The 10,943-nt window shown below is 68.3% G+C and carries 11 protein-coding genes and 1 pseudogene; all 12 read left to right on the top strand.

Translation table 11 applies throughout. From position 1 onward, the window contains the following. Positions 1-92: pseudogene (locus tag ACWDN5_RS25525) on the top strand (NADP-dependent oxidoreductase); the annotation flags it as partial. 136 nt (positions 93-228) lie between these two features. Then, the gene (gene rplL, locus ACWDN5_RS25520; RefSeq protein ID WP_310967803.1) at positions 229-615 is read left to right on the top strand and encodes a 50S ribosomal protein L7/L12; all 387 of its coding nucleotides are present in this window, start codon (positions 229-231) and stop codon (positions 613-615) included. A gap of 117 nt (positions 616-732) precedes the next feature. Next, a complete protein-coding gene (locus ACWDN5_RS25515; RefSeq protein ID WP_449678015.1) occupies positions 733-867 on the top strand; it encodes a hypothetical protein in 135 nt (44 codons plus the stop codon). Positions 868-1,154: 287 nt separating this feature from the next. After that, positions 1,155-2,327, top strand: a complete 1,173-nt coding sequence (locus ACWDN5_RS25510) for an ABC transporter ATP-binding protein (RefSeq protein ID WP_310967801.1) — start codon at positions 1,155-1,157, stop codon at positions 2,325-2,327. Between the two features lie 38 nt (positions 2,328-2,365). After that, positions 2,366-3,118 carry an MlaE family ABC transporter permease gene (locus ACWDN5_RS25505; protein WP_003060268.1) on the top strand — a complete coding sequence of 251 codons (753 nt, stop codon included), beginning with the start codon at positions 2,366-2,368 and terminating at the stop codon, positions 3,116-3,118. A 4-nt stretch (positions 3,119-3,122) separates the two neighbouring features. After that, positions 3,123-3,959 carry an MlaE family ABC transporter permease gene (locus ACWDN5_RS25500; RefSeq protein WP_103351766.1) on the top strand — a complete coding sequence of 279 codons (837 nt, stop codon included), beginning with the start codon at positions 3,123-3,125 and terminating at the stop codon, positions 3,957-3,959. Next, positions 3,956-5,281 carry an MCE family protein gene (locus tag ACWDN5_RS25495; RefSeq protein ID WP_310967800.1) on the top strand — a complete coding sequence of 442 codons (1,326 nt, stop codon included), beginning with the start codon at positions 3,956-3,958 and terminating at the stop codon, positions 5,279-5,281. Before ACWDN5_RS25500 ends, ACWDN5_RS25495 begins: the two co-directional genes overlap by 4 nt. Further along, positions 5,278-6,306, top strand: coding sequence for an MCE family protein (locus ACWDN5_RS25490; RefSeq protein WP_310967799.1), 1,029 nt, complete (start codon positions 5,278-5,280; stop codon positions 6,304-6,306). Before ACWDN5_RS25495 ends, ACWDN5_RS25490 begins: the two co-directional genes overlap by 4 nt. Further along, positions 6,303-7,289, top strand: coding sequence for an MCE family protein (locus ACWDN5_RS25485; RefSeq protein ID WP_310967798.1), 987 nt, complete (start codon positions 6,303-6,305; stop codon positions 7,287-7,289). Before ACWDN5_RS25490 ends, ACWDN5_RS25485 begins: the two co-directional genes overlap by 4 nt. Continuing rightward, positions 7,286-8,470, top strand: a complete 1,185-nt coding sequence (locus ACWDN5_RS25480) for an MCE family protein (RefSeq protein ID WP_310967796.1) — start codon at positions 7,286-7,288, stop codon at positions 8,468-8,470. Before ACWDN5_RS25485 ends, ACWDN5_RS25480 begins: the two co-directional genes overlap by 4 nt. Beyond that, positions 8,467-9,642, top strand: coding sequence for an MCE family protein (locus ACWDN5_RS25475; RefSeq protein ID WP_449678014.1), 1,176 nt, complete (start codon positions 8,467-8,469; stop codon positions 9,640-9,642). Before ACWDN5_RS25480 ends, ACWDN5_RS25475 begins: the two co-directional genes overlap by 4 nt. After that, entirely contained in the window at positions 9,642-10,907 is a 1,266-nt protein-coding gene (locus ACWDN5_RS25470; RefSeq protein ID WP_449678013.1) for an MCE family protein, read from the top strand. Before ACWDN5_RS25475 ends, ACWDN5_RS25470 begins: the two co-directional genes overlap by 1 nt. The last annotated feature ends 36 nt before the right edge of the window (positions 10,908-10,943 follow it).

Below are 10,943 nucleotides of genomic sequence, written 5' to 3'. Positions count from 1 at the left end.
GCAAGCCGGCCGGGCTGTCGTTCGCCGAGGCCGCCGCCCTCCCGCTCGCCGGGCTGACCGCCTGGCAGGGCCTGGTCGACGTCGCCGGCGTCCCAGGTCGCCCGCCTGGCTGCCGCGCTGGAGGAGAAGCAGCGCAACGCCGCCGGTACCGAAGCAGCCGAAGCACCCGCCGAGAGCTGAACCACCCCCACCCCGAACGTCTAGTTCGTTTTCTGAGAGGAAGCCATCATGGCGAAGCTGAGCACCGCCGAGCTGATCGACGCCTTCAAGGAGCTCACCCTCCTCGAGCTGTCCGAGTTCGTGAAGGAGTTCGAAGAGGTCTTCGACGTGACCGCCGCCGCGCCGGTCGCCGTCGCCGCTGCCGCCCCGGGTGCCGCCGCTGCCCCGGCCGCCGAGGAGCAGGACGAGTTCGACGTCGTCCTCGAGGGCGCCGGCGACAAGAAGATCCAGGTCATCAAGGTCGTCCGCGAGGTCGTCTCGGGCCTGGGCCTGAAGGAGGCCAAGGAGCTGGTCGAGGCCGCTCCCAAGGCCCTCCTGGAGAAGGTCGACAAGGAGGCCGCCGAGGCCGCCAAGGAGAAGCTCGAGGCCGCGGGCGCCAAGATCTCCATCAAGTGATTCCCGGCGCGCAAGCGCCTCCGCGAACGGGCGGGCACCCACTCGGGTGCCCGCCCGTTCCGTTTTGCCGGTAAAGTCCGGATGTTGCGCCGGCCGCCCCGGCCGCGACTGATGACCATGACCGACCCCGAGCACCTCGAGCTCCTCGCCCAGCAGTTGACCGACCGCCAACTCTGCACGCTCTCCCTGCCGGCCGTGGTCGCGCCCGTGGTGTTCCTCCTGGTCGTCGCCGTCTTGACCGTCATCCCCTAGGACCTCTGTCCGATTGGCCCCGGGCCCCCGAATCGTGGGTTCAGGGGCCTGAAGAACTGCGTGGTTGGCCCGAATGGACTACCGTGCTGCCCATTGGCGATCACGGCGGGATGACGATGAACCCGGGTCTGGCCAGAAAAGAAAACTGGTGAGTAACCTAATCGCACTCAGCTCGTTGCACCTGGTTGACGCGGGTTCGTGGGCGCCACCGGCCCACATCCGCCGCCGGCGTGGGTGGCAGGGTGTGGCAGCGGGCGCAATGACGCGGAACAGCTCCTGGAGGTGCGATGGGTGCCGAGGTGGTCATCGAAGGTCTGACGAAGTCCTTCGGTAAGCAGACCATCTGGCGGGACGTCACGTTGACGCTCCCCCCGGGCGAAGTGTCGGCCATGCTCGGCCCGTCAGGGACCGGCAAGTCGGTTTTCCTCAAGTCGATGATCGGGCTGCTGAAGCCCGACCGCGGCCGCTGCGTGATCAACGGTGTCGACATCGTCACCTGCTCCGAGCACAAGCTCTACGAGATCCGGAAGCTCTTCGGCGTCCTCTTCCAGGACGGCGCGCTGTTCGGCTCGATGAACCTCTACGACAACGTCGCCTTTCCGCTGCGCGAGCACACGAAGAAGTCCGAGACGGAGATCCGCCGGATCGTCCTCGAGAAGCTCGACATGACCGGTCTGAACGGCGCCGACAAGAAGCTGCCGGGCGAGATCTCCGGCGGGATGCGCAAGCGCGCCGGCCTGGCCCGCGCCCTCGTGCTGGACCCCGAGATCATCCTGGTCGACGAGCCGGACTCGGGCCTCGACCCGGTCCGCACCACCTATATCTCGCAGCTGTTCCTCGACGTCAACGCGCAAATCGACGCCACCTTCCTGATCGTCACGCACAACATCAACCTGGCCCGCACGGTCCCGGACAACCTGGGCATGCTCTTCCGCAAGGAACTGGTCATGTTCGGCCCGCGCGAGGTGCTGCTGACCAGCGAAGAGCCGGTCGTCAAGCAGTTCCTCAACGGCAAGATGCAGGGCCCGATCGGCATGTCCGAGGAGAAGGACTCCGCCCAGATGGCCGCCGAGCAGGCGATGTTCGACGCCGGCCACCACGCGGGCGGGGTCGAGGACATCAGCGGGGTGCCGCCGCAGATGCAGACCACGCCGGGCGTGGCGACCCGGATGGGCGCGGTCCGCCGCAAGGACCGGGTCATGGAGATCATGCACCGGCTGCCGCCGGCCGCGCAGGAGAGCATCATCGAGTCGCTGAGCCCGGAGGAGCAGCGCCACTACGGCGTGCGCCCGCATCGCGGCCAGCCGCAGCAGGTCGGGGCGCGCCCGCAGGGTGACGGCGTCCCGAACCAGCACCACGGGCAGCTGCCCGCCGACCAGGTGGCCCGGATCCCCGGCGGCCAGCCGCCGAGAACCGGCACGCACCGGATGCCACCGAACAACGGGCCAGGTGGCCGGTGAGTTCTCCCGCAACACAGGCGAAGATCCCCGGGATCGGCATGCTCCGCGAGACCGGGAACCTGTTCGCCCTCGGCCTGGACATCGTCCGCGGCCTGTTCCAGAGGCCCTTCCAGCTGCGGGAGTTCATCCAGCAGTCCTGGTTCATCGCGAGCGTGACCATCCTGCCGACGGCCCTGGTGGCCATCCCGTTCGGCGCGGTCATCTCGCTGCAGTTCGGTTCGCTCGCCCGCCAGCTGGGCGCGCAGTCCTACACCGGCGCGGGCTCCGTGCTCGCCACCGTGCAGCAGGCCAGTCCGCTGGTCACCGCGCTGCTGGTGGCGGGCGCGGGCGGCTCGGCCGTCTGCGCCGACATCGGCGCGCGGACCATCCGCGAAGAGATCGCCGCGATGGAGGTGCTCGGCGTCTCCGCGGTCCAGCGGCTGATCGTCCCGCGCACCCTGGCGATGATGCTGGTCGCGCTCCTGCTCAACGGCATGGTCAGCGTGATCGGCGTGCTCGGCGGCTACTTCTTCAACGTCGTGCTGCAGGGCGGGACGCCGGGTGCGTACCTGGCCAGCTTCTCCGCCCTCGCGCAGCTGCCCGACCTCTGGGTCGGTGAGATCAAGGCGCTGATCTTCGGGTTCATCGCCGCCGTCGTCGCGTCCTACCGGGGCCTGAACCCCTCCGGCGGCCCGAAGGGCGTCGGGGACGCGGTGAACCAGTCGGTGGTCATCACGTTCCTGCTGCTGTTCGTCGTGAACTTCGTGATCACCCTGATCTACCTGCAGATCGTGCCCGGAAAGCTGGACTAGCGCCATGACGTTCCTCCAGGGCGCGAAACGCGTCGCCAACCGACCCCTCCAGACGCTGGACACCTTGGGTGACCAGATGTCGTTCTACGGGCGGGCGCTGCTGTGGACGCCGCGGACGCTGCGCCGCTACACGAAGGAAGTCCTGCGGCTGCTGGCCGAGGTGAGCTTCGGCTCTGGCTCCCTCGCCGTCATCGGCGGCACGGTCGGCGTGATGGTCGGCCTGACGCTGTTCACCGGTGTCCTCGTCGGCCTCCAGGGCTACTCGGCGCTGAACTCGATCGGCACGTCGGCCTTCACCGGCTTCCTGACCGCGTTCTTCAACACCCGCGAGATCGCGCCGCTGGTGGCCGGGCTCGCGCTGTCCGCCACGGTCGGCGCCGGGTTCACCGCCCAGCTGGGCGCGATGCGGATCTCCGAGGAGATCGACGCCCTCGAAGTCATGGGCGTGCCGAGCCTGCCGTACCTGGTGACGACGCGGATCATCGCCGGGTTCGTCGCGGTCATCCCGCTCTACATCATCGGCCTGCTGAGCTCGTACCTCGCGTCGAGACTGGTCGTCATCTACATCTACGGCCAATCCGCGGGTACGTACGACCACTACTTCGACCTCTTCCTGCCACCGCAGGACGTGCTCTATTCGTTCATCAAGGTGCTGCTGTTCAGCGTCCTGATCATCCTGTCGCACTGCTACTTCGGGTACCGGGCCACCGGTGGCCCGGCCGGCGTCGGCGTCGCGGTCGGCAAGGCCGTGCGGCTGTCCATCGTCACGGTGTCGATCATGAACTTCTTCATCGGGTTCGCCATCTGGGGAACCGACGTCACGGTAAGGATCGCGGGATGAGGACGCTTCGACGCAGGCTGCTCGGCCTGCTGCTCATCGCCGTGATGGTCGGCGGGGTGGCGCTGTCCATCGCGCTCTACGACAAGGCGTTCACGCCGGTCGTCACGGTCAAGCTGCAGGCCGACAAGATCGGCAACCAGCTGATCAAGCAGTCCGACGTCAAGGTGCGCGGACTGATCGTCGGGTCCGTCCAGGACATCGTCGCCACGGACAAGGGCGCCGAGCTCACGCTGGCGCTCAAGCCCGAGTCGGCGAAGCTGATCCCCGAGAACGTCTCGGCGCGGTTCCTGCCCAAGACGCTCTTCGGCGAGCGGTTCGTGTCGCTGGAGATCCCGAAGGACCCCTCGGCGAAGACCCTGGCCAACGGGGACGTCATCCCGCAGGACCGCACGTCGAACGCGGTCGAGCTGGAGCAGGCGTTCTCCCACCTGATGCCGGTGCTGCAGGCGGTCCAGCCGCAGAAGCTGTCCGCGACGCTCACCGCGATCTCGACCGCCCTGCAGGGCCGCGGCGACCAGCTCGGCGACACGCTGTCGCAGCTGGGCACCTACATCGGCGAGCTGAACCCGCACGAGCCCGAGCTGCAGCACAACCTCAAGGCGCTCGCGGAGTTCTCCGACCACCTGAAGGACGCGGCCCCGGACCTGGTGCAGAGCCTGGACAACCTGAGCACGACGACCCGGACCGTGGTCGACGAGCGGCAGAACCTGGCCAACCTCTACGGCAGCCTCACCCAGGCCTCGGTGGACCTGCAGACGTTCCTGCAGAACAACAAGGACAACATCATCTCCCTCGTCGACACCGCCCGGCCGACGGCCGAACTGCTGGCGAAGTACGCGCCGGAGTACCCCTGCGTGATCTCGCAGATGGCCAAGAACGTGCCGCTGATCGACCAGGCGCTGGGCGCCGGCACCGACAAGCCCGGCCTGCACGCGACCATCGAGATCATCGTGCCGCGCGCGCCCTACCAAGCGGGCAAGGAAGAGCCGCGGTTCGAGGACAAGCGCGGCCCGCGGTGCTACGACATCAAGGACATCCCCAAGCCGTTCCCGTCCGAGCCGCCGGACGGCGCGTTCAAGGACGGCACGCTGCACCAGGCCGCGCCGAAGAGCGTCGGCGAGGGCCTCAACCCGGCCAAGTTCAAGGCCGACGCGGCCGGCAATGGCGGGAGCGGCGGTGACCTGGCGTACTCGACGGCGGAGCAGGGCTTCCTGGCCGATCTGCTCGGCCCGCAGCTGGGCCTGAACGCGGCCGACGTCCCGGGCTGGAGCTCGCTGCTCGTCGGCCCGCTGTACCGGGGTGCGGAGGTGACGGTCAAGTGAGGGGCCTGCTCGCACCGCTGATCAAGCTCGGCATCTTCGTGGTCGTCACCGTGCTGTTCACGACGATCCTCGGGATCAGCATCGCCAACATCAACACCACCAGCACCAACGCCTACAAGGCGCGCTTCACCGACGCGACGCTGCTGCTGCCCAACGACGACGTCCGCATCGCCGGCGTCCGGGTCGGGCAGGTCAAGGACGTCAAGATCGTCGACAAGCGCCAGGCCGAGGTCGAGTTCGAAGTGGACGCCGGCCGCACGCTGCCGGCCGGGGTCACCGCGCAGATCAAGTTCCGCAACCTGGTCGGCCAGCGCTACGTCTCCCTCGGCGAGGGAGACGACAGCTCCGGCAAGACGCTGCAGCCCGGCGGCACCATCCCGCTGGACCGCACCACGCCGGCGCTGGACCTGACCGAGCTGTTCAACGGCTTCAAGCCGCTGTTCACCGCGCTCAACCCGGACGACGTCAACAAACTGTCCTACGAGGTCATCCAGGTCCTGCAGGGCGAGGGTGGCACCGTCGAAAGCCTGCTGTCGCACACGGCGTCGCTGGCCACCACGATCGCCGACAAGGACCAGGTGATCGGCGAGGTCATCGACAACCTCAACTCGGTGCTCGACACGGTCAACGCGCACACCCCGCAGCTCAACGACCTGATCGTCAAGCTGCAGCAGCTGGTGTCCGGCCTCGCCGCCGACCGCAAGCCCATCGGTGACGCGATCGAGAGCCTCGGCAACCTGGCCGAGACGACGTCCGGGCTGCTCGGCGAAGTCCGCGAGCCGCTGAAGAACGACATCAGCGCGCTGGGCACCCTGACCCAGCAGCTGAACAAGAACGAGCCGGAGCTGGAGCACTTCATCCAGTTCCTGCCGACCAAGGTGAGCACGCTGACCCGCACCGCGGACTACGGCTCCTGGTTCAACTTCTACGCCTGCGAGTTCTCCGGGACGGTCAGCTTGCCCCCATTGATTCCACCGGTCGAACTGCCGCTGATCCCGGCCAACCGGTCGAGGTGCCAGGGATGAAGTCCTTCCAGAAGCGCAACCCCGTGCCGATCGCGCTGGTCGGGATCGTCGTGCTGGCGCTCGGCTTCATCGCCGCGCTCAACTCCGACGACCTGCCGGTGATCGGCGGCGGCACCACGTACTCCGCCGAGTTCAGCGAGGCCTCCGGGCTGCAGAAGGACAACGACGTCCGGATCGCCGGCGTCAAGGTCGGCAAGGTCAGCGACATCGAGCTCGACGGCGCGTCGGTGAAGGTGTCGTTCAAGGTCAAGGACGCCTGGCTCGGCGACCGGACCAGCGCGGCGATCAAGATCAAGACGCTGCTCGGGCAGAAGTACCTGTCGCTGGACCCGCAGGGCGAGAACGCGCTGAACCCGGGCACCGGCATCCCGCGGGACCGCACGATGGCGCCCTACGACGTGCTCGACGCCTTCCGCGGGCTCTCCCAGACGGTCGACAACATCGACACCAAGCAGCTGGCGCAGAGCTTCGACACGATCTCGCAGACCTTCGCCAACACCCCGGAGGACGTCCGGGGCGCGTTGTCCGGGCTGTCGAAGCTGTCGGACACGATCGCCTCGCGCGACCAGCAGCTGTCGAACCTGCTGGCCAACACCCGCGAGGTGTCGCAGACGCTGGTCGACCGGGACGCCGAGGTGCAGAAGCTCCTCGACGACGGCAACGACCTGCTCGGCGAGCTGGCCAAACGCGAAGACGCGATCACCGCCCTGCTCAACGGCTCCCGCGAGCTGGCCACCCAGCTGCAGGGCCTGATCGACGACAACGACAAGCAGCTCGACCCGGTGCTGACCCAGCTCGATCAGCTGACCTCGATGCTGCAGCGCAACCAGGACTCCCTGGCCGAGGGGCTCAAGAAGTTCGCGCCTTTCATCCGCGTCTTCACCAACACCATCGGCAACGGCCGCTGGTTCGACAACTACATCTGCGGCCTGCTGCTGCCGTCGTTCGGCCCGATCAACGAAGAGGGGTGCTACACGAAATGAGTGACACCCGCTTCGGCCAGGCCCTGACCCGGGGCTTCACCATCGCGATCGTGCTCGCGCTCGTCGTCGCCGGCGGGATCTGGTGGACCCTCAAGGACGCCGGCCGCAACCACCTGACCGCGTACTTCGCCGGTGCTGTCGGCCTGTACGAGGGCAACAGCGTGCGGATGCTCGGCGTCGACATGGGCACGGTCACCAAGATCCAGCCCATGGGCGACCGGGTGAAGGTCGACTTCGAGTACGACCGCTCGGTCGCCGTCCCGGCCGACGCCAAGGCGCTCATCGTGGCGCCGTCGCTGGTGTCCGACCGGTACGTCCAGCTGGCCCCCGCCTATACCGGCGGCCCGCGGATCTCCGACGGCGCGGTCATCGGCCTCGACCGCACCGAGGTGCCCCTCGAGGTCGACCAGCTGGCCGCCAGCCTGGCCCGGGTCAGCGAGACCCTCGGCCCGAACGGCGCCAACAAGAACGGCTCGCTGTCGAACCTGCTGAACACCGCGGCGGCCAACGTCGACGGCAACGGCCAGGCCCTGCACGACACGATCACCAAGCTCGGCCAGGCGGCCGGCACGCTGTCGGGCAACAAGGACGACCTGTTCTCCACGGTGGAGAACCTCGGCAAGTTCTCGCAGACGCTGGCCGACTCCGACAAGCAGGTCCGCACCTTCGAGTCCCGGCTCGCCGACGTCAGCGGCTACCTGGCGTCCGAAAAGGACAACCTGGCCGCGACCGTGCAGCAGCTGGGCACGACGCTCACCGCGGTGCAGGCGTTCATCGACCAGAACCACGACCGGCTGAAGTCCAATGTGGACAAGCTGGCCGGCATCACGAAGGTGCTCGTCGACCAGCGCAGCTCGCTCGCCGAGATCCTCGACGTCGCCCCGGTCGGCCTGAGCAACCTGGTCAACACCTACAACGGCGCGTCCGGCACGCTCGACGCCCGGCCGAACCTCAACGAGCTGACTCAGCCGCCGCTGGTGATGATCTGCCGGCTGCTCAAGCAGGTCGGCACCAACGGCATCCCCGACGTGCTCGGCAACGCCTGCGAGAGCATCGCCGCCGTGGTCGACAAGGCGATCCCGCTGCCGTCCGTGGCGCAGACCGTGCAGGCCCTGCAGTCCGGCCAGCTGCCGCCGCTGCCGCTGCCCATCGCCGGGCAGCTCTACGGAGGTGGCCAGTGAAGAAGCTCCTGACCGTCGGAACCCTCGCCACGGCGTCGGCGCTCGTGCTGTCCGGCTGTGCCTTCAAGGGCATCTACGACCTGCCGCTGCCCGGGGGCGCCGACCTCGGCGACCACCCGTACACGGTGAACGTCGAGTTCCGGGACGTGCTCGACCTGACCCCGCAGGCCGGGGTGAAGGTCGACGAGGTGCCGGTCGGCCGGGTCGAGAACGTCGGGCTCACCAAGGACGGCTGGCACGCGCTGGTGACGCTGAAGGTCAACGGCGACATCAAGCTGCCGGCCAACGCCATCGCCAACGTCAAGCAGTCCAGCCTGCTCGGCGAGAAGTACGTCGAACTGGCCTCGCCGGGCGACGACCAGGCCCACGGGAAGCTCACCGACAACGCGACCATCCCGCTGGCCCGCACCAACCGCAGCGTCGAGGTCGAAGAACTGCTCGGCGCGCTGTCGCTGCTGCTCAACGGCGGTGGGGTCGACCAGCTCAACACCATCACCAAGGAGCTCAACAACGCCACGTCCGGCCGCGAGCCGGACATCAAGGCGTTGCTGGACAACGCGAACCAGCTGGTGACGAACCTCGACCGGCAGTCGCAGAACATCACCCGGGCCATCGACGGGCTGAACCGGCTCTCCTCGACCCTCAACGGCCAGAAGGACAAGCTGGTCGGCGCGGTCGACAACCTCGCGCCCGGGCTCGGCGTGCTGGAACAGCAGCGCGGCCAGCTGGTCACCATGCTGCAAGCCCTGGACAACCTCTCCGGCGTCGCCACCGACACGGTGAACAAGTCGCAGAAGGACCTCGTCGCCGACCTCAAGGCGCTGACGCCGACACTGCAGAAGCTCGGCGAGGCGGGCAACGACCTGCCGAAGGCCCTGGAGATCCTGCTGACGTTCCCGTTCAGCGACCAGGCCGTCAACGGCGTCAAAGGCGACTACTTCAACCTGTTCGCGAAGGTGGACCTGAACCTGAAGACCGTCGTCGAAAACCTGGGCAACAGCCGGCAGAACGCCCTCTCCGGGCAGCTGCCGCTGGCCGGCCTGACCGGCGGGGTCCAGGGCACGCAGGCCAACCAGCCGCCGCCGCTGCCCATCCCCGGGGCCGGCACCCAGTCCGCGCAGTCGAAGCCGGGCCTGGGCAACCTCTTCGGGCTGCTGGGAGGTGCGGGCTGATGCTGATCCGCCGGACGAAGATCCAGCTGGTGGCCTTCGCGGTCATCTCCGTCGTCGCGATCGTGTACGCGCTGATCCGGTTCGCCGGGCTCGGCAGCGTCTTCGGCAACGACGGCTACACGGTCAAGCTGCAGCTCGACGAATCGGGCGGCATCTTCACCAACGCCGAAGTCACCTACCGCGGCTACAACATCGGCCGGGTCGGCGAAATGCGGCTGACCCCGACCGGGCTCGAGGCCGACCTGAACATCGACCCGTCGGCCCCGAAGGTGCCCGCGGACCTCGACGCCGTCGTCGCCAACCGGTCGGCGGTCGGCGAGCAGTACGTCGACCTGCGGCCCAAAGCCGACCAGGGCCCGTACCTCGCCGGCGGCTCGGTGATCCCGGCGACCAAGACGACCACCCCGGTCAGCACCGACCGGCTGATCGGCGACCTCGACTCGCTCGCCGCGTCGGTCCCGGTCGACTCGCTGCGCACGGTCGTCGACGAGTCCTACGACGCCTTCCGCGGCACGGGCGGCGACCTGCAGAAGCTGCTGGACACCGCGCGCAGCTTCACCACGACGGCGCAGCAGTACCTGCCGCAGACGATCCAGCTCCTGGACGCCGGCGGCCAGGTGCTCGACACGCAGAACGACGAGGCGCAGAACTTCGCGTCGTTCAGCAAGAGCCTCAACGAGCTCACCGGCACGCTGAAGAACTCCGACGGCGATCTGCGCAAGCTGATCGGCATCACGCCGCAGGTGGCCGCGCAGGTCAGCCAGGTGCTGCAGGAGTCCGGCCCCGGGCTCGGCGCGCTGACGGCGAACCTGCTGACCACGGCCAACCTGACCGTCACCCGGCTCGACGGGATCGAGCAGGGGCTCGTGACGTACCCGGCGCTGGCCGGGGCGGCCAGCAGCGTGGCGCCCGGCGACGGCACCGCGCACCTCGGCCTGGTGCTCAACCTGTTCAACCCGCCGTCGTGCACCAAGGGCTACCTGCCGTACTCGCAGTACCGCACCGGGAACGACCTCTCGGCGAAGCCGGCGAAGGAAGACGCGTACTGTGCCGAACCGAAGGGCAGCCCGATCAACGTCCGCGGTTCGCAGAACGCGCCGTACGGCGGGGTGCCGGTCGCGCCGTCGGACAGCGACGTCGCGGCCAACAAGAACCGGCCGGCCGAAGAGCTGGCCGAGGAGCGGGACACCCGGGGCGTTCCGGGCATCGTCGGCAGCCCCGGCGTCAGCCTGAACAGCCTGGGCTCGCTGCTCGGCCTGTCCTGACGGGGATTTGATGACCGTTACCTACTCTGGAGTGTC

It is taken from the genome of Amycolatopsis sp. NPDC003731 (assembly GCF_053586895.1).
The sequence above is the reverse complement of the archived record's forward strand: the minus strand, read 5'-3'. Positions and strand labels throughout refer to the sequence as shown.

Excerpts from the sequence above, each read along its gene's own strand:
- rplL (WP_310967803.1), top strand. The coding sequence starts at position 229 with ATGGCGAAGCTGAGCACCGCCGAGCTGATCGACGCCTTCAAGGAGCTC.
- ACWDN5_RS25485 (WP_310967798.1), top strand. The coding sequence starts at position 6,303 with ATGAAGTCCTTCCAGAAGCGCAACCCCGTGCCGATCGCGCTGGTCGGG.
- ACWDN5_RS25500 (WP_103351766.1), top strand. The coding sequence starts at position 3,123 with ATGACGTTCCTCCAGGGCGCGAAACGCGTCGCCAACCGACCCCTCCAG.
- ACWDN5_RS25515 (WP_449678015.1), top strand. The coding sequence starts at position 733 with ATGACCGACCCCGAGCACCTCGAGCTCCTCGCCCAGCAGTTGACCGAC.
- ACWDN5_RS25495 (WP_310967800.1), top strand. The coding sequence starts at position 3,956 with ATGAGGACGCTTCGACGCAGGCTGCTCGGCCTGCTGCTCATCGCCGTG.
- ACWDN5_RS25505 (WP_003060268.1), top strand. The coding sequence starts at position 2,366 with ATGCTCCGCGAGACCGGGAACCTGTTCGCCCTCGGCCTGGACATCGTC.
- ACWDN5_RS25510 (WP_310967801.1), top strand. The coding sequence starts at position 1,155 with ATGGGTGCCGAGGTGGTCATCGAAGGTCTGACGAAGTCCTTCGGTAAG.
- ACWDN5_RS25470 (WP_449678013.1), top strand. The coding sequence starts at position 9,642 with ATGCTGATCCGCCGGACGAAGATCCAGCTGGTGGCCTTCGCGGTCATC.
- ACWDN5_RS25480 (WP_310967796.1), top strand. The coding sequence starts at position 7,286 with ATGAGTGACACCCGCTTCGGCCAGGCCCTGACCCGGGGCTTCACCATC.